This is a genomic window from Streptomyces sp. DH10 (assembly GCF_029813805.1).
Lineage (GTDB): Bacteria > Actinomycetota > Actinomycetes > Streptomycetales > Streptomycetaceae > Streptomyces > Streptomyces coeruleofuscus.
In genome coordinates this window covers 216,829-233,556 of the sequence record NZ_JARVKU010000003.1, presented here as the reverse complement: position 1 = coordinate 233,556, position 16,728 = coordinate 216,829, and the positions used below count along the sequence as shown (strand labels likewise).

Sequence of the window (16,728 nt, the reverse complement as noted above, 5' to 3'; positions counted from 1 at the left end):
CTATGCCAAGGGCGGCCCCCACTCCGCCAAGAACCGGGGCCGCCCTTGTCCACCTGCCAAGCACTTGACCTGTGGAGGTCTCCCAGCATGACGCAATGTGCCATCTTCCGGCGAGTGCACGGCCGACGGCCGCGCTTACTGGACCTGTACTGCTGCCAGGGCGGCGCCGGCAAGGGCTACGGCGACGCCGGGTTCGACGTGACCGGCGTCGACAAAGACCCGCAGCCCCGCTACCCGTTCCGGTTCGTGCAGGCGGACGCGATCGCGTTCGTCCTGGAGCACGGCTCGGAGTTCGACTTCATCCATGCCTCCCCGCCCTGCCAGCACGACACCGAATGCCAGCGCATCCAAGGCAACGATCACCCCGACCTGATCGCCCCAACCCGCGCGGCGCTGGAGACGACCGGCCGTCCGTGGGTGCTGGAGAACGTGCGGGGCGCGGTGCCTAAGCTCCGCGCTCCGGTGATGCTGTGCGGGCAGATGTTCCGGCTGGCCAACTACCGGCACCGGTACTTCGAGACCGGCGGCGGCTTCACCCTCACCCAACCCGATCACCCGGCCCATCTGGTGCCACAGGCCAAGATGGGCCGCCCCGTCCCGCCCGGGCACTACGGACAGTTCGTCGGCAACTTCTCCGGCGTCGACCTCGCCCGTCGCGTGATGGGTGTGCCGTGGATGAACCGCGACGGCATCCGCGAGTGCATCCCCCCGGCCTACACCGAGCACATCGGCCACGCCGCACTCGATCGGCTCGCCCCCATGCTGGGGGTGGCGGCATGAGCAGCATCATGTCCGCCGATCTGGCCTGCCTCCCCCGGCTTGCCTCCGCGCTCACCGCGGCGGAACGCGGCTGGCCCGTCATCCCGCTGATCCCGCATGCCAAGCGCCCGGCAGGGCATGCCGAACGGGACTGCCCCGGCACGGGCCGCTGCGCCAGCGGACACCGCACCCCCGAACAGCGCGCCACCACCAACCCCGGACTGATCCACACCACGTGGGCCACGCGCCCGTACAACGTGGGGATTGCGACCGGCCCGGCCGGTCTGCTCGTGGTCGACCTGGACGTGTGCAAGCCCGAAGAGCCGAAAGGGGCGCCTGACGGCGCGACTTCCCTTGCGGCGCTCTGCGAGCGCACCGGCCAGACCGTCCCCGCCACCTACCGGGTGCGGACCGCGCGAGGAGGCGAGCACCTGTATCTCACCGCCCCGCCCGGGGTGCGGTTGAAGTGCAGCGCGAACCGGCTCGGGCCGCACATCGACACCCGCGCATGGGGCGGATACGTCGTCGCCCCCGGCAGCACCACCCCCGACGGGGCCTACGAGGTGACCGACGATGCGCCGGTCGCGCCGCTCCCGGAGTGGCTCGCCGTGCTGCTAACCGAGCCCCGCAAGCCCACCGTGGTGGACCTTGCCCCGCTGCGGGACGGCACCAAGGCCGCCCGGGCCGCCCTGGAACGGGAGTGCGCGGTTATCGCCGGGACGAGCGAGGGCGGGCCGAACGGCCGCAACAACACCCTGCACAGAAGCGCCTGCAAGGTGGCGCGGTTCGTCGCGTGGGGCGACCTCCCCCGGGATGCGGCGGAGCAGGCAATCCAGGCGGCGGGGGAGGCCAGCGGACTGCCGTCGGCCGAGTGCCGCACCACCATCCGCAGCGCCATGGACTGGGTCATCGCCCACGCCACCCCACGGCAGGCAGCCTCATGACCGCCCCCGACTCCCCCCGCCTGGATTGCCCCACATCCCGCCCCACCGGGCCGAACGCCGCTCCACAGCCTGTGGACCGCGCGGCCGGGGGCGAGCCGAAAGGCGCCGCCCGCAAGGGCGTCGTCACTGGTCTTGGTCGCTCGAACCGCTCCCCGGCCCGGCCGGGAGCAGACCCGACGCCGGACGAACCTGGTATCCGGATCTTCGCCCCACCGGTCTACCGCCACCACTACGACGGGGCCCGCTGGTCCACCCGGCCCGGCGCCCTGCCCACCGCCGCCTACGCCTGCACCTGCGGACTGACAGCCACCGCCACTGGCCCGGACGCCGTGGCCGCACTGGTCGCCGAGTACGAGGCCCACAAGTCCGCCTGCACCGGGGCGCCCGCCGCGCCCACCGAAGGGAGGAACGCCGCATGACCCCCATCAACGCCATCGACGGCGCCGCGCTGCTCGACGAGGTGGAAGCCTTCCACCGGCGCTTCAACGTCTTCCCCACCGAACACGCCTACGTCGCCGTCACGTTGTGGGACGCCCACGCCCACCTCATCGACGCACTCGACGGCACCGCCCGCATCGCGTTCCTGAGCCCCGAACCCGGATCCGGGAAGTCCCGCGCGCTGGAGATCATCGAAACGCTCACCCCGCGCTCCGCGACCACCGTCAACGCCTCCGCCAACGCCCTGTTCCGACTCGTGGCGGCGGATGCTGGAACACCTACGCTGCTGTTCGACGAGATCGACACCGTTTTCGGGCCCAAGGCCGGCGGGAACGAAGAGGTCCGCGGCTTCCTCAACTCCGGCTACCGGCGCGGCGCCAAGTCCCTGCGCTGCGTCGGAGAAGGCTCCGAGCAGAAGGCAGGGTTCTTCCCGTCGTTCTGCGCGGTCGCCATGGCCGGACTCGGCTCGCTGCCCGACACGATCCTGACCAGGTCGGTCATCATCCGCATGCGTAAGAAGGCGCCCAACGAAAAGTGTGAGCCCTACCGGCGCCGCATCCACGAGAAGCAGGGCCACATCCTGCGTGACCGGCTCGCAGAGTGGACCGCCACCATCCACGACGAGATCGCCGCCGCGTGGCCGGAGATGCCCGAGGGCGTAACCGACCGGCCGGCGGACGTGTGGGAACCACTGCTCGCAGTCGCGGACGCGGCCGGCGGACACTGGCCCGAGCGGGCGCGCGCCGCGTGTGTCGCGCTCATCAAGGCCGCATCCGAGGGTGACCAGGCCTCCCTCGGCGTCAAGCTCCTCACAGACCTTCGGGACCGCGTGTTCTGCGGCGTGGACCGCATGCCCACCGCCGCCATCCTGGAAGTCCTCCTCCAGCTCGATGACGCTCCCTGGTCCGACATGAGCGAGGACGGACAGAGCAGCAAGCCGCTCACCGCGCGCGCCCTGTCCAAGCTCCTGAGCCAGTACGTGCGCCCCGACAACACCCCGATCAAGCCGCGCGGAATCCGGGTCGGCAGCACGACCCCGAAGGGCTACTACGCCGAGGACCTCAGCGACGCCTGGGCCCGATACTGCCCCCCGGGCCCCCGAGAATCCGCAACATCCGCAACACCCGCAACACCGCAGGTCAACGGGGGTGAATCTGTGGCGGAAGACCCTTCCGGCAGCCGCCACATGCACGCGGAAACCGACACACGCCAGCTCCGCATCGCTGGCTGACCAGCCGTTCCCCGACCATGCCGCCGCGCAGCACGCGTGGCTGCATCTATCCGCAACACAACCGGCATCCGCCACAGATTCCAGCCGCTGACCAGCAATGTTGCGGCGTGGCGGATGTTGCGGGTTCCCCAGAAGAGAGACAGAGACAAGGAGTGCACCTTGGCCCGCCCCCAGATGCTCAAGCTCCCCGAAGTCCTCACTGAGATCGGCATGAGCCGCGCCGCCTTCTACCGCATGCGTGCCCGTGGACAGGCGCCGCGACTCGTGAAGCTGCCCAACGGTCACCTGCGCGTCCGCCGCAACGACCTGGACGACTGGCTCAACAACCTGGACTCCCCCGCCTATTGATTACTCCGACTGACCAACCCACCCACGGGGCCCGGCTCATACCGGGCCCCGTTCGCAGGAAGGCCCCCGATGGGGAAGACGTACGACGTTCGAATCTGGTCCGTTCGGCAACGGAAGGACCGAGGACAGACCTCCGCGGAACTGCGCTGGAAAACGGGTGAGACTCCGCACTCTCAGACGTTCCGCACCAAGACGCTGGCCGAGGGCCGACGTGCTGAGCTGCTGCGGGCGGCACACGCCGGCGAGCCGTTCGACGAGTCCACCGGGGTACCGCTCTCTGAGTTGCGACAGCGCAACGACGTGAGTTGGTACCAGCACGCCCGCGAGTACATCGAGATGAAGTGGCAGCACTCCCCCGGCTCGACTCGCCGGACACTCGCGGAAGCCATGGCCACTGTGACGCCGGCTCTCGTCAAGGACACCAAGGGCATGGCCGACGCCACGACGGTTCGAACGGCTCTCTATAGCTGGGCATTCAACGTGAGCCGCCGTGACCAGGACCCGCCCGACGATGTAGCCGCCGTGCTGGCGTGGTTCGAGCGGAAGTCCCTGCCCACGTCCGCGCTGGCCGACCGCATGCAGGTACGCGCCGCCCTGGACGCCCTGACCAGGAAGCTAGACGGCACCACGGCGGCGGCGTCGACCATCCGCCGGAAGCGGGCCATCTTCCACAACTCACTCGGCTACGCCGTTGAGGCCGGACGCCTGACGGATAACCCCCTGCCACAGGTGCAGTGGAAGGCTCCGGAGCAGGTAGCTGAGGAACTGGACCCCGCTTCAGTGCCAGAGCCCCGGCAGGCTCTCGCCCTGCTCAATGCCGTGCGTACACAGAGCCCCCGCGGCCGGCGCTTGGTCGCGTTCTTCGGCTGCATGTACTACGCGGCAGCACGGCCGGCGGAAGTCATCGGTCTCCGTCTCCAGGACTGCGACCTGCCCCGCCGGGGATGGGGCACTCTGCGACTGCGGGAGACCCGTCCTCGCTCGGGGTCAGCCTGGACTGACAGCGGCGAGGCTCACGACCGGCGAGGGCTCAAGCACCGGCCCCGGAAAGCAGTCCGCACCGTGCCGATCCCGCCCGATCTCGTGAACCTGCTCCGGTGGCACGTCACGGCGTACGGCGTCGCCCCTGACGGGCGGCTGTTCCGGACACAACGCGGCGGACTCATCCAGGACACCGGATACGGCGAGGTGTGGGCGGAAGCCCGTGCGCGTGCGCTCACGCCCGCCCAGTGCGCGTCGCTGCTGGCGAAGCGTCCATATGATCTTCGCCACGCCGCCGTGTCCACGTGGCTCAGCTCCGGGGTGGAACCACAGGAGGTGGCCGCACGGGCCGGCCACAGTGTGGCCGTGTTGTTCCGGGTGTACGCGAAGTGCCTGGACGGCGGCGCCGCCACGGCGAACGCCCGAATCGAGCGGGCGCTGAAGAACGGCAGCTAGGACGCCCGGAAGCTGCCCCACGCCTGCCCCACACGCACTGGTCAGCACCCGAATCAGGGTGAGACACACTGGGAAAAAGCACCCATAACGATCAGTTCGGGCCCGTCAACGCCAAAAGGGCCTGCGATCAGCATTGCTGCTGGTCACAGACCCTTTCGGTCTTGTGGCGGCGCCAGGATTCGAACCTGGGAAGGCTGAGCCGGCAGATTTACAGTCTGCTCCCTTTGGCCGCTCGGGCACACCGCCGGGGTTGCTGCCCGTCGAACCGCCTTTCCGGCGGCGCTCCGTGGCAACGACGTAAACAATACCTGATGTGGAGGGGTGCTTCGCCACCCGATTGATCGGCGCTCGGAGGGCGGGGGGTGGCTAGGCTTGTGCGGATGCGGCCCGGGATCTGAACAGGCCCGGCGGCCGCCCACGTACGCCGGTACGCACGATACGCACCCCGATACAAGGAGCCACAGGACATGGCCGACTCCAGTTTCGACATCGTCTCGAAGGTCGAGCGGCAGGAGGTCGACAACGCACTGAATCAGGCCGCCAAGGAGATCTCGCAGCGCTACGACTTCAAGGGCGTGGGTGCCTCGATCTCGTGGTCCGGTGAGCAGATCCTCATGGAGGCGAACTCCGAGGACCGGGTGAAGGCCATCCTCGACGTCTTCCAGTCCAAGCTGATCAAGCGCGGCATCTCGCTGAAGGCTCTGGACGCGGGCGAGCCGCAGCTCTCCGGCAAGGAGTACAAGATCTTCGCGTCGATCAAGGAGGGCATCTCCCAGGAGAACGCGAAGAAGGTTGCGAAGACCATCCGCGACGAGGGCCCCAAGGGCGTGAAGGCGCAGGTGCAGGGCGAGGAGCTGCGGGTCAGCTCCAAGAGCCGTGACGATCTTCAGGCCGTCATCACCCTGCTGAAGGGCAAGGACTTCGACTTCGCCATGCAGTTCGTGAACTACCGGTAGGTCCGGTCGGGGCCTCGGGGCTCCCGGTCTGCACGGGCTGGCTCCCGGTCTGCATGGTTACGAGGAAGGGTGGGCACCTGCTGGGTGCCCACCCTTCTCGCATGCAGGCCGCGGTCGATGGGCGCGTCCCGGGCGCGGGCGGTGTGCGTGCCGGGCACGGCGTGGGCCGTGGGCGCCGGCCAGTCGTGGCGCGTGCTCACGGGCGGTGGGCGCCGACCCGTACTGGGGCTGTGCGGGGCGGTGGGCGTATGCCGGCCGCGCGTCGCGCGCGGTCAGCTGCGTGAGTTGCCGAACAGGAGGCGGTAGGCGATCAGGAGGACGAGCGATCCGCCGATCGCCGCACCCCAGGTCGCGCCGTCGTAGAAGTTCTGGGTGATCGGGTGGTCCATCCAGCGGGCCGATATCCAGCCGCCGATGAAGGCTCCCGCGATGCCTATCAGAGTCGTGCCGATGAGGCCGCCCGGGTCGCGCCCCGGCAGCAGGAACTTCGCGATGGCTCCGGCCAACAGTCCCAGGAGGATCCAGCTGATGATGGTCATGCCGTGAACCTGCCCTTTCGCGCTGTGCCCGCACTGCCCGGCCATGTGATCTTGCTCCCGGCGGGCCGTGCTCGTGCGTCGTACGCCGGTGTTCCGCGTGCGGCGTCCTTGCCGGGCGCGTTCACACCGTCTTGGTGCGGAGGACGCCCTGACGGCATCCGCCGGTTGCACTGATCAGTAGGGTGCGGTGCATGACAGCCTCCGCTTCCGGACTGCGCCGCACCCTCGGCGTCGGGGACGCCGTCGTCGTCGGACTCGGCTCGATGGTGGGAGCCGGGATCTTCGCCGCCCTCGCGCCCGCGGCGCACGCGGCCGGCTCCGGACTGCTCCTCGGGCTCGCCGTCGCCGCCGTGGTCGCGTACTGCAACGCCATGTCGTCAGCTCGCCTCGCCGCCCTGTATCCGGCCTCGGGCGGTACGTACGTGTACGGGCGTGAGCGGCTCGGGGAGTTCTGGGGGTATCTCGCGGGCTGGTCGTTCGTGGTCGGGAAGACGGCCTCCTGTGCTGCGATGGCGCTCACCGTGGGCACGTACGTCTGGCCGGGGCAGGCGCACGCGGTGGCGGTCGCGGCCGTGGTGGCGCTGACGGCGGTGAACTACGGCGGTGTCCAGAAGTCCGCGTGGCTGACGCGGGTGATCGTGGCGGTGGTCCTGGCTGTCCTCGCTGCTGTGGTGGTCGTGTGTCTGGTGTCCGGCGAGGCGGATGCCGGGCGGCTGGACATCGGGGCCTCGGACGGTGCGGGCGGCGTGCTTCAGGCGGCCGGTCTACTGTTCTTCGCGTTCGCCGGGTACGCCCGGATCGCGACCCTCGGTGAGGAGGTGCGGGACCCGGCGCGCACCATTCCGCGCGCGATCCCGCTGGCGCTGGGCATCGCGCTGGTGGTGTACGCGGGTGTGGCGGTGGCTGTGCTTTCGGTGCTGGGGTCGGACGGTCTCGGGGACGCGACGGCGCCGCTGGCCGACGCTGTTCGGGCGGCCGGGATGCCCTGGCTCGTGCCGGTGGTGCGGATCGGTGCGGCCGTCGCCGCACTGGGGTCACTGCTCGCCCTGATCCTCGGCGTCTCGCGGACGACTCTGGCCATGGCCCGGGACCGGCATCTGCCGGGCGCGCTGGCGGCCGTGCATCCGCGTTTCCAGGTGCCGCACCGGGCGGAGCTGGCCGTGGGTGCGGTGGTCGCCGTCCTGGCCGCCACGGTGGACGTCCGGGGCGCGATCGGGTTCTCCTCCTTCGGGGTGCTGGCGTACTACGCCGTGGCCAACGCGTCGGCCTGGACGCTGGATTCTGCGCCCACGGCACGGGTGGTGCCGGTGGTCGGGCTGGTCGGGTGCGCAGTGCTGGCGTTCTCGCTGCCGTGGGTTTCGGTGGTCGTGGGCGCGGGTGTGCTGGTGGTGGGTGTCGTTGCGTACGGAGTGCGGCGGGTGGTGCGGGCGAGGGCCGGGAGGGCGTAGGACTGCCCTGTTTGCCGTGGCCATGGCCTCATGGCTGCTGTCTAGGCCCGCTTCGGTTGCTGCCGGTCAGAGGTCTCGGTCCGGGTCGGAGGGCTCAGGACGTGAAGTCCGACTGCGTGGGCAGGTGTTGTGGGCCTTGCCCCTCGGTCGTGTCTGCAACTGCTCGATCGCGGTCATGGGTTCATGATGCAGGCCGCTACTGACAGCCGGGCGGGCCTGTGGATAACCCCGGGCCTGTGGACACCGGGCCGCGTTGCCCTGGGTCAGCGCACCGCGAACGGCTCGTTCGTCCGCACGATGTCGCGGCCCAGCGGGAGCAGCGAGACCGGGATGAGCTTGAAGTTGGCGACGCCGAGCGGGATGCCGATGATCGTGACGCACAGCGCGATGCCGGTGACGATGTGGCCGAGGGTCAGCCACCAGCCCGCGAGTACGAGCCACAGCACGTTTCCGAGGCAGGACGGCGCGCCCGCGTCACGGCGCTCGACCGTCGTGTACCCGAAGGGCCACAGCGCGTAGACGCCGATGCGGAAGGCCGCGACGCCGAACGGGATGCCGATGATGGTGATGCAGAGGAGCAGGCCCGCGAGCATGTAGGCGAGGAACAGCCAGAAGCCGCTGAAGACGAGCCATATGACGTTCAGGATGGTCTTCATTGATTTCCACCTGCCATCTTCTCGAGCCGGGCGATGCGGTCCGCCATCGGCGGGTGTGTGGAGAACATCTTCGAAAGGCCCTGGCCGGGCCGGAACGGGTTCGCGATCATCATGTGGCTGGCGGTCTCGATGCGGGGCTCGGGGGGGAGCGGCAGCTGCTTGGTGCCGAGTTCGAGCTTGCGCAGGGCGCTGGCCAGGGCGAGCGGGTCGCCGGTGAGCTGGGCGCCGGAGGCGTCCGCCTGGTACTCCCGGGAGCGGCTGACGGCCAGTTGGATGAGGGAGGCGGCCAGCGGGCCCAGGATCATGATCAGCAACATGCCGAGCAGGCCGGGGCCGTCGTCGTCGTCCGAGCGCCCGATCGGGATCAGCCAGGCGAAGTTGACCAGGAACATGATCACGGAGGCGAGCGCGCCGGCGACTGACGAGATGAGGATGTCGCGGTTGTAGACATGGCTGAGCTCGTGGCCGATGACGCCGCGCAGCTCGCGCTCGTCCAGGAGGCGCAGGATCCCGTCGGTGCAGCACACGGCGGCGTTGCGCGGGTTGCGGCCCGTGGCGAAGGCGTTGGGCGCCTCCGTCGGGGAGATGTACAGGCGCGGCATGGGCTGGCGGGCCTGTGTGGAGAGCTCGCGGACCATGCGGTAGAGCCCCGGGGCCTCGAACTCGCTCACCGGGCGGGCGCGCATCGCGCGGAGGGCCAGCTTGTCGCTGTTCCAGTACGCGTACGCGTTGGTGGCCAGCGCTACCAGGACGGCGATGACGAGCCCCATGCGGCCGAAGAAGCTGCCGATGACGATGATGAGTGCGGACAGTCCTCCGAGGAGGACTGCTGTCCTGAGCCCGTTGTGCCGGCGGTGCACGGTACGCCCTCCAAGTGGTGCGGCAGGGGGACCCTTGCTTGCTGATCTGCGGTGCCACTGGTGCCGTGATGTCACGTCCAGTGGACCTTCCCGTACTGGTCAACGCCAGGCGGGAGGCACTAGTTCCCTTGTGCGCGCGGCGGGGGGTGTGGACCGTCCGGGTGAACGGCGCCGGGAAAGCGGCACGCGCGCGTGGAGGGCCGGGTGCCCCACGCGCGCGTACCGAATGCGCCTGATGTTCAGAAGAGGGCTGTGTCGGTGAAGCGCAGGACCAACTGGGGTGCGCCGGACAGGGCGATGCCGAGGACGCCGGTCAGCGCGATAGCGGCCGTGAGCGGGGCGGGGACGCGGTGTTTTTCGGGTTCGCCTTCGGGAGCGCGGAAGAGCAGGGCCGTCCACTGGAGGTAGTAGAACAGCGCGATGACGACGTTGACGGCCATGATCACGGCCAGCCAGCCGAGGCCGGCGTCGACGGCCGCCGAGAAGACGGTGACCTTGGCGAAGAGGCCGATGATGCCCGGCGGCAGCCCGGCGAGGCAGAGCAGGAAGAACGCCAGGAGCAGCGCGGACAGCGGGCTGGACGCGTACAGGCCGCGGTAGTCGGAGACACGGTTGAGGGACTTCGTCCGGCCGACGAGGGCGGCCACGGCGAAGGCGCCGAGGTTCACCGCGCCGTACATCAGGGCGTAGGCGACGGTGGAGCCGATCGACTTCTCGGCGTCGCCGGAGTACGCGGCGGCCGCGATCGGGACCAGGAGGTAGCCGGCCTGGCCGACGGACGACCAGGCGAGCAGGCGTACCGCGCTGTACGCGCGCGTGGCCTGCTGGCGCAGGGCGCCGACGTTGCCCACGGTCATGGTGAGCGCGGCGAGGACCGCCAGGGCCGGGCCCCAGACGTCGGCGTACGAGGGGAGGGCGACGACCGTGACGAGGATGAGGCCGCTGAAGCCGACCGCCTTGCCGATGACCGACAGGTAGGCGGCGATGGGCAGGGGCGCCCCCACGTAGGTGTCGGGCACCCAGAAGTGGAAGGGCACGGCGGCCGTCTTGAAGGCGAAGCCGACGAGGGTGAGGACGACGCCGGTCTGGGCGAGCGTGTGGAGCTGCCCGTCGACGTCCTGGATGCGGTCGGCGACCTGGGTGAGGTAAAGGGTGCCCGTGGAGGCGTACAGGAAGCTGATGCCCATGAGGCTGACCGCGGTCGCGGTGACCGAGGACAGGAAGAACTTCAGGGCCGCTTCGGAGGACTTCCGGTCGCCGTACCTGAGGCCGACCAGCGCGAAGGCGGGCAGGGAGGCGACCTCGAGGGCGACGATCAGTGTCGCGAGGTCGCGGGAGGCGGGCAGGAGGGCTGCTCCGGCCGCGGAGGACAGCAGGAGGAACCAGTACTCCCCTTCGGGAAGCTCCTTGCGGGCGTCCTTCAGGGCGGTGACCGACAGGAGGGCGGCGAGGAGGGCGCCGCCGAGGACCAGGAACTGGATGACCAGGGTGAAGCGGTCGGCCGTGTAGCTGCACACGGTGGCGTCGCCGGTCAGGCAGAAGGTGCTGCGGTCGCCGTCCAGGAGGGGCAGCAGCATCAGCGTGGCGGCGGCCAGGCCGGCCACGGACGTCCAGCCGAACAGCGTCTTCCGGTTCTCGGTGACGAACAGGTCGGCGACGAGGACGGCGAGGCCGACGACCGCCGCGATGGTGGGCGGTGCGATCGCGAGCCAGTCGACCGACTGGACCAGCGACGCGGCCAGGGGCTGGGCCGGGGAGCTCATCGGGTGCCTCCTGCGAGGAGCTGCTGGACGGCCGGGTCGCTCAGGCCCAGGAGAGCCTTGGGCCACAGGCCCGCGACGACGGTGAGGACGACGAGCGGGGTCCAGGCCGCGAACTCGTAACTGCGGACGTCGGTGAGCGTGGGGGCGTCCGGGGGCAGGGCACCCATGCAGACGCGGCGGACCACGATCAGCAGGTACGCGGCCGTCAGCAGCGTGCCGAACGCGCCGATCGCCATGAAGGTGAGGAAGGCGGGACGGCTGAGGCCTGCCGCCGGCTGGAACGCGCCGAACAGGGCCAGCATCTCGCCCCAGAACCCGGCCAGGCCCGGCAGACCGAGCGAGGCGACCGCGGCGAAGGCGAGCAGGCCGCCGAGGCGCGGGGCCTTGCCGTAGAGCGCGGCTCCGGTCTCCTTGGCGAGGGTGTCGAGGTCGGTGGTGCCGGTGCGGTCCTTGAGCGCGCCGACCAGGAAGAAGAGCAGGCCGGTGATGAGGCCGTGCGCGATGTTGGCGAACAGGGCGCCGTTCACGCCGGTCGGGGTCATGGTGGCGATGCCGAGCAGGACGAAGCCCATGTGGCCGACGGACGAGTAGGCGATGAGGCGTTTGAGGTCGCCCTTCGCGCCCTGCTTGGCGAGAGCCAGGCAGGCCAGGGATCCGTAGATGATGCCGACGACGGCGAGCGCTGCGAGGTAGGGCGCGAACGTGCGGAAGCCGTCCGGCGCGACGGGGAGGATGATCCGGACGAACCCGTACGTACCCATCTTCAGCAGGACACCGGCCAGCAGGACCGAGCCGACGGTCGGCGCGGCGGTGTGGGCGTCGGGCAGCCAGCTGTGCAGCGGCCACATCGGCGTCTTGACCGCGAGGCCGATCCCGATCGCCAGAACGGCGATGACCTGCACAGATGTGGTCAGCGACCGGCCGTTGTCAGTGGCGAGTGCCATCATGTCGAACGTGCCCGCCTTGATCCCGATCAGGAGCAGGCCGAGCAGCATGACCACGGAGCCGAGCAGTGTGTAGAGGATGAACCGCCACGCGGCCTGGCTCCGGCCCTCGCCGCCCCAGCGGGCGATGAGGAAGTACATCGGGATGAGGACCATCTCGAAGGCGAGGAAGAACAGCAGCAGGTCGAGGACGGCGAAGGTCGCGAGCGTGCCGGACTCGAGGACGAGCAGCAGCGCGACGAAGGCCTTCGGGGTCGGCCCCGCGGGCATCTTGAAGTACGAGTAGATCGCGCAGAGGAAGGTCAGCAGCGCGGTCAGGACCAGAAGGGGGAGGGAGATGCCGTCGATGCCGAGGTGGATGCGTACGTCGAGTGCGGGGATCCAGCTGATGTCCGTGCTGGCCTGCATCTTCGACGTCTGGTCGTGGTCGAAGCCGAGCGCGAGGACGATCGCCGCGATGAGGACCGCGCCGGTGACGGTGACGCCGTGCCGGAGCACGGCCTGCTCGGGTGACTTCCCCTTCAGTCCGGGCGGGGCCGGCAGGAGAGCCGCGGCGGCGCCCAGGAGCGGCCCGACGACGACGAACGCCAGAAGGAACTGCATCACGGACTCGTTGATATCGATCACGCCTGCTCACGCTCCCGTGGCGACGAGGACGACGGCGACCGCGAGGACGACGGTGCCGGCGAGCAGCGCGCTCACATAGGTCTGGACGTTGCCGGTCTGGGCGCGCCGTACGGCGGCACCGAGCCAGCGGGGCAGCGCACCCGCGCCGCGTACGTAGGTCTCGACGACCTCCCGGTCGAGGAACCGGACGAGGCTCGCCCCGGCCTGGACCGGCCGGACGAAGAGTGCCCTGTACACGGCGTCCATGTGGAAGCCGGCGGCCGCGTGGCGGTGCAGCGGGCCGAGCAGGAGCCGTCCGGGGTCGGCGGGGTCGGGCGCGTAGGCGATGTCGCCGTAGGCCGGCTTGTGGGTGGCGATGGCCTCCGCCTCGACCTGGGCGGCGTCGCCCTCGGGGTGGGCCGCGACCGCGCCCAGCGGGACGCGTGCGGTGAGAGCGGTGGTGTGCCGCCAGGCGCCGTAGGTGACGATGCCGCCGACCAGGGCCACGCCCGTGCCGAGCACGGAGGTGGTGAGGGTCGGGCTGAGGTCGCGGCCGTCGAACCAGTCGGGCAGCAGGCGGAACGCGAATCCGCCGAGGGCCAGGGACGGGGCGGCGAGCACCCACAGCACGACGGTCATCGTCAGCGGCTGCCTGCCGTGGTCGGGGGCTTCGGCGCCCCGGCCGCGGAAGGCCAGCAGCCACAGGCGCATCGCGTAGGCGGCGGTGAGCACGGCCGTGAGCAGGCCTGCGACGAGGACGATCCAGCCCGCGGCGGCGGGGGCGTGCTCGGTGTGTCCGGTGACGACGTGTTCGGCGACGCCGAGGACGGCCTCCTTGGAGAAGAAGCCGCTGAACGGCGGGATCGCGGCGAGCGCGAGGAGCGCCACAGTCATCGTCCAGTAGGCGTCGGGGATGCGGTCGCGCAGGTTGCGCATGCGGGACATCGCGGCGAGCGAGTTGGTGCCGGCGGCGTGGATGATCACGCCGGCCGCGAGGAACAGCAGCGCCTTGAAGGCGCCGTGGGACAGGAGGTGGAAGACGGCGGCTCCGCGGTCGCCGACGGCGAGGGCACCCGACATGTAGCCGAGCTGACCGATCGTCGAGTAGGCGAGGACGCGCTTGATGTCGTCCTGGGCGAGCGCGGCGAGCGCCGAGCCGGCCATCGTGACGGCGGCCATGACGGCCAGGACGACCATCGCGGCCTGGGAGGCCTCGAACAGCGGCAGGAGACGGGCGATGAAGTAGACACCGGCGGCGACCATCGTCGCGGCGTGGATCAGCGCGGAGACGGGGGTCGGGCCCGCCATCGCGTCGGGGAGCCAGGTGTGCAGCGGGAACTGCGCGGACTTGCCCGCCACGCCCGCGAGGAGGAGCAGGGCGATCAGCGTCGGGTGGTCGAGTCCGCCGTTCGCGACAGCACCCAGGACCCGGGTGATGCGGAACGAACCGACGTCGGTGGCCAGGGCGAACAGGCCGATGAGGAAGGGGACGTCGCCGAGCTTGGTGACCAGGAAGGCCTTGAGGGAGGCGGCGCGGGCCTCCGGGGTCTCCCAGTAGTGGCCGACCAGGAAGTAGGAGCAGATGCCCATGACTTCCCAGCCGACCAGCAGCACGATCAGGTCGCCGGAGTAGACGACCAGGAGCATCGCGGAGGTGAACAGGGAGACGAGGGCGGCATACGAGGCGTAGCGCGGATCGTCGCGCAGGTAGCCCGTCGAGTAGATCTGCACACAGGAGGCGACCAGGCCGACGAGGACGGCGACAAGGGCGGCGAAGCCGTCGATGTGCAGGGCGAGTTCGATCGGGACGGAGCCGGTGGGGGTGAGTTCCGTGGCCGCGTTGACGGCCGCGTCGCCGCCCTGGCGCACGGCGACCAGCGCGGCGAGCACCAGGGAGGTGAGCGTCGGCAGGACGGCGAGCGGGCGGACGAAGCCGGGTGCCGTGCGGCCCAGGAGCAGGCCGGCGACGGCACCGAGGAACGGAAGGAGGGGGACGAGGACGGCGAGGGTGGTCGTGGTCACGCGGTGGCCTCAGCCTTCTGGGCCTCGCCGGACTGCTCGGCCGTAAGGGCGTCGTGGTCGGTGCCGTCGGGGTCGTGCCGTTCGGCGGTGTCGCGGAGCTTGTCGATGTCCGCGGTGCCGCGGTTGCGGTGGACGGCGAGGACGATGGCCAGGCCGATGCCGATCTCGGCCGCGGCGATGGCGATGGTGAACAGAGTGAGGGCCTGGCCGGAGTGCAGGGTCTCCTCGGCGGTCTTGCTGAGCCAGACGTCGAAGGCGACCAGGTTGAGGTTGACGGCGTTGAGCATCAGCTCGACCGACATCAGGACCAGGATCGCGTTGCGGCGGGCGAGGACGCCGTACAGGCCCGTGCAGAAGAGGAGGGCGGAGAGGACGGCGGGGTAGGCGAGGTGCATCAGCGGGTCTCTTCCTTCTCGCTCCGGTCCGGCTCGCTCCGGTCCGGCTCGCTCGGGGCGGCCGGGATGTCCTCGGCCGCGGGCGCCGCGGCGGCCTTCGCCTTGCGGGACAGGACGATCGCGCCCACGAGGGCGGCGAGGAGGAGGACGGAGAGGGCCTCGAAGGGGAGGACCCAGTTCTGGAAGAGGCTCGCGCCGGTGGCCTCGGTGGAGCCGGCGGCGGGGCCGTCCAGGTCGATCCAAGTGGTGCGGAAGGCGTCGACGACGACCCAGACCAGGGCGGCGGCGGCGGCGACGGCGACGGTGAGGGCGGCCCAGCGGTTGCCGGAGTCGGCGTCCGGGGAGCGGCCGATGGGGGCCCTGGTGAGCATCAGACCGAACAGGAGGAGGACGACGACGGAGCCGACGTAGATGAGGACCTGCACCCAGGCGATGAACTCGGCGGTGAGCAGGAGGTACTCGACGGCCAGGCCGCCGAGGGTGACCACGAGCCACAGTGCGGCGTGCACCAGCTGCCGGGTGGTGACGGTGACGAGCGCGGCGCCGAAGGTGACCAGGCCGACGAGGAGGAAGGCGATCTCGACGCCGGTCGGGGAGAGAAAGCCGTGGGTCTCGGCGGCGGCTCTGGTGGCCGGGCCCGTCGTGAGGAGGCCTGCGGTTGCGGCGAGGGTCATTCCCGGCCCTCCTGCCCCGGCGTCGGCTGGTCTGGCTTCGGCTGATCTGGCGTCGGTTGATCTGGCGTCGGCTGATCTGGCTTCGGCTGGTCGGTCTGCTGCTTGGAGTCGCCCTGCGGGCGGGTCGGTCGCTCGGCTGCCCGGGCCTGCTCGTCGGCGTGCGGCTCGGTGGCGGGCGGGGCCTGCCGGGCGGCCAGCTTGTCGGCGGTCTTGCGGGCGGTGGCGAGTTCCTTCGGTTCCTCCGCGCCGGGGTCAAGGGCCGGCGGGGCCGGGACGGTCCACATCCACTCGCGGAGCTTGTCGCGCTCGTGGGTGAGGTCGCGGATGTCGGTCTCGGCGTACTCGAACTCCGGGGACCAGAACAGGGCGTCGAAAGGACAGACCTCGATGCAGATACCGCAGTACATGCACAGGGAGAAGTCGATGGCGAAGCGGTCGAGGACGTTGCGGCTGCGTTCGCGGCCGCCGGGGGTCGCCGCCGGGACCGTCTCCTTGTGGGAGTCGATGTAGATGCACCAGTCCGGGCACTCGCGCGCGCACAGCATGCAGACCGTGCAGTTCTCCTCGAACAGGCCGATCACGCCGCGGGTACGGGGCGGGAGGTCGGGCTGGGCGTCGGGGTACTGCGCGGTGACGGACTTCTTCGTCATCGTGCGGAGGGTGACGGCCAGGCCCTTGGCCAGGCCGCTGCCGGGGATGGGGGCCATG

17 protein-coding genes and 1 tRNA gene are annotated in these 16,728 nt (G+C 70.4%); 8 read left to right on the top strand and 10 right to left on the bottom strand.

The window, feature by feature from the left end:
• Window positions 1-87 precede the first annotated feature (87 nt).
• The 6 genes from QC385_RS07945 to QC385_RS07920 all read left to right on the top strand — a co-directional run bounded on the left by QC385_RS07945 (window position 88) and on the right by QC385_RS07920 (window position 5,157).
• Complete coding sequence (locus QC385_RS07945) at window positions 88-780, top strand: SAM-dependent methyltransferase (protein ID WP_279540565.1); 693 nt, start codon at window positions 88-90, stop codon at window positions 778-780.
• Window positions 777-1,703, top strand: a complete 927-nt coding sequence (locus QC385_RS07940; protein ID WP_279540564.1) for a bifunctional DNA primase/polymerase — start codon at window positions 777-779, stop codon at window positions 1,701-1,703. Before QC385_RS07945 ends, QC385_RS07940 begins: the two co-directional genes overlap by 4 nt.
• Window positions 1,700-2,122 (top strand): hypothetical protein, encoded by a 423-nt coding sequence (locus QC385_RS07935; RefSeq protein ID WP_279540563.1) that lies wholly within the window; start codon window positions 1,700-1,702, stop codon window positions 2,120-2,122. The genes QC385_RS07940 and QC385_RS07935 overlap by 4 nt, the downstream gene beginning before the upstream one ends.
• Window positions 2,119-3,372, top strand: a complete 1,254-nt coding sequence (locus QC385_RS07930) for a DUF3631 domain-containing protein (RefSeq protein WP_279540562.1) — start codon at window positions 2,119-2,121, stop codon at window positions 3,370-3,372. The genes QC385_RS07935 and QC385_RS07930 overlap by 4 nt, the downstream gene beginning before the upstream one ends.
• Window positions 3,373-3,531: 159 nt before the next feature.
• Window positions 3,532-3,720: a helix-turn-helix transcriptional regulator gene (locus QC385_RS07925; RefSeq protein ID WP_234846103.1), complete on the top strand. Its 189-nt coding sequence runs from the start codon at window positions 3,532-3,534 to the stop codon at window positions 3,718-3,720.
• A gap of 69 nt (window positions 3,721-3,789) precedes the next feature.
• Entirely contained in the window at window positions 3,790-5,157 is a 1,368-nt protein-coding gene (locus tag QC385_RS07920; protein WP_279540561.1) for a tyrosine-type recombinase/integrase, read from the top strand.
• A gap of 164 nt (window positions 5,158-5,321) precedes the next feature.
• On the opposite strand, the gene QC385_RS07915 is transcribed toward QC385_RS07920, so the two are convergent.
• A tRNA-Tyr gene (locus QC385_RS07915) sits at window positions 5,322-5,403 on the bottom strand.
• Window positions 5,404-5,624: 221 nt separating this feature from the next.
• On the opposite strand from QC385_RS07915, the gene QC385_RS07910 reads away from it, so the two are divergent.
• A complete protein-coding gene (locus QC385_RS07910; RefSeq protein ID WP_086842684.1) occupies window positions 5,625-6,113 on the top strand; it encodes a YajQ family cyclic di-GMP-binding protein in 489 nt (162 codons plus the stop codon).
• A 272-nt stretch (window positions 6,114-6,385) separates the two neighbouring features.
• Here QC385_RS07910 and QC385_RS07905 read toward each other — a convergent pair whose 3' ends face one another.
• On the bottom strand, window positions 6,386-6,652 hold the full coding sequence (locus QC385_RS07905; protein WP_279540560.1) for a GlsB/YeaQ/YmgE family stress response membrane protein: 267 nt from the start codon (window positions 6,650-6,652) through the stop codon (window positions 6,386-6,388).
• 191 nt (window positions 6,653-6,843) lie between these two features.
• Between QC385_RS07905 and QC385_RS07900 the strand changes: the two genes are divergently transcribed.
• Entirely contained in the window at window positions 6,844-8,100 is a 1,257-nt protein-coding gene (locus QC385_RS07900; RefSeq protein ID WP_279540559.1) for an APC family permease, read from the top strand.
• 263 nt (window positions 8,101-8,363) lie between these two features.
• Here QC385_RS07900 and QC385_RS07895 read toward each other — a convergent pair whose 3' ends face one another.
• The 8 genes from QC385_RS07895 to QC385_RS07860 form a co-directional block, all read right to left on the bottom strand.
• On the bottom strand, window positions 8,364-8,756 hold the full coding sequence (locus QC385_RS07895) for a YccF domain-containing protein (RefSeq protein WP_279540558.1): 393 nt from the start codon (window positions 8,754-8,756) through the stop codon (window positions 8,364-8,366).
• Window positions 8,753-9,616, bottom strand: coding sequence for a zinc metalloprotease HtpX (gene htpX, locus QC385_RS07890; protein ID WP_086852918.1), 864 nt, complete (start codon window positions 9,614-9,616; stop codon window positions 8,753-8,755). Before htpX ends, QC385_RS07895 begins: the two co-directional genes overlap by 4 nt.
• Before the next feature lie 239 nt (window positions 9,617-9,855).
• Window positions 9,856-11,379 carry an NADH-quinone oxidoreductase subunit N gene (locus QC385_RS07885; RefSeq protein WP_279540557.1) on the bottom strand — a complete coding sequence of 508 codons (1,524 nt, stop codon included), beginning with the start codon at window positions 11,377-11,379 and terminating at the stop codon, window positions 9,856-9,858.
• Window positions 11,376-12,950: a complex I subunit 4 family protein gene (locus QC385_RS07880; RefSeq protein ID WP_279540556.1), complete on the bottom strand. Its 1,575-nt coding sequence runs from the start codon at window positions 12,948-12,950 to the stop codon at window positions 11,376-11,378. Before QC385_RS07880 ends, QC385_RS07885 begins: the two co-directional genes overlap by 4 nt.
• A gap of 6 nt (window positions 12,951-12,956) precedes the next feature.
• Complete coding sequence (locus tag QC385_RS07875; protein WP_279540555.1) at window positions 12,957-14,951, bottom strand: NADH-quinone oxidoreductase subunit 5 family protein; 1,995 nt, start codon at window positions 14,949-14,951, stop codon at window positions 12,957-12,959.
• Entirely contained in the window at window positions 14,948-15,346 is a 399-nt protein-coding gene (gene nuoK, locus QC385_RS07870) for an NADH-quinone oxidoreductase subunit NuoK (protein WP_059424736.1), read from the bottom strand. Before nuoK ends, QC385_RS07875 begins: the two co-directional genes overlap by 4 nt.
• Window positions 15,346-16,020 carry an NADH-quinone oxidoreductase subunit J family protein gene (locus QC385_RS07865; protein WP_279540554.1) on the bottom strand — a complete coding sequence of 225 codons (675 nt, stop codon included), beginning with the start codon at window positions 16,018-16,020 and terminating at the stop codon, window positions 15,346-15,348. Before QC385_RS07865 ends, nuoK begins: the two co-directional genes overlap by 1 nt.
• Window positions 16,017-16,727, bottom strand: coding sequence for a NuoI/complex I 23 kDa subunit family protein (locus QC385_RS07860; protein WP_279540553.1), 711 nt, complete (start codon window positions 16,725-16,727; stop codon window positions 16,017-16,019). Before QC385_RS07860 ends, QC385_RS07865 begins: the two co-directional genes overlap by 4 nt.
• Window position 16,728 lies beyond the last annotated feature (1 nt).

Excerpts from the sequence above, each read along its gene's own strand:
- QC385_RS07930 (WP_279540562.1), top strand. The coding sequence starts at position 2,119 with ATGACCCCCATCAACGCCATCGACGGCGCCGCGCTGCTCGACGAGGTG.
- QC385_RS07865 (WP_279540554.1), bottom strand. The coding sequence starts at position 16,020 with ATGACCCTCGCCGCAACCGCAGGCCTCCTCACGACGGGCCCGGCCACC.
- QC385_RS07940 (WP_279540564.1), top strand. The coding sequence starts at position 777 with ATGAGCAGCATCATGTCCGCCGATCTGGCCTGCCTCCCCCGGCTTGCC.
- QC385_RS07945 (WP_279540565.1), top strand. The coding sequence starts at position 88 with ATGACGCAATGTGCCATCTTCCGGCGAGTGCACGGCCGACGGCCGCGC.
- QC385_RS07885 (WP_279540557.1), bottom strand. The coding sequence starts at position 11,379 with ATGAGCTCCCCGGCCCAGCCCCTGGCCGCGTCGCTGGTCCAGTCGGTC.
- QC385_RS07905 (WP_279540560.1), bottom strand. The coding sequence starts at position 6,652 with ATGACCATCATCAGCTGGATCCTCCTGGGACTGTTGGCCGGAGCCATC.
- QC385_RS07900 (WP_279540559.1), top strand. The coding sequence starts at position 6,844 with ATGACAGCCTCCGCTTCCGGACTGCGCCGCACCCTCGGCGTCGGGGAC.
- QC385_RS07895 (WP_279540558.1), bottom strand. The coding sequence starts at position 8,756 with ATGAAGACCATCCTGAACGTCATATGGCTCGTCTTCAGCGGCTTCTGG.
- QC385_RS07935 (WP_279540563.1), top strand. The coding sequence starts at position 1,700 with ATGACCGCCCCCGACTCCCCCCGCCTGGATTGCCCCACATCCCGCCCC.
- QC385_RS07860 (WP_279540553.1), bottom strand. The coding sequence starts at position 16,727 with ATGGCCCCCATCCCCGGCAGCGGCCTGGCCAAGGGCCTGGCCGTCACC.
- QC385_RS07910 (WP_086842684.1), top strand. The coding sequence starts at position 5,625 with ATGGCCGACTCCAGTTTCGACATCGTCTCGAAGGTCGAGCGGCAGGAG.
- QC385_RS07920 (WP_279540561.1), top strand. The coding sequence starts at position 3,790 with ATGGGGAAGACGTACGACGTTCGAATCTGGTCCGTTCGGCAACGGAAG.
- nuoK (WP_059424736.1), bottom strand. The coding sequence starts at position 15,346 with ATGCACCTCGCCTACCCCGCCGTCCTCTCCGCCCTCCTCTTCTGCACG.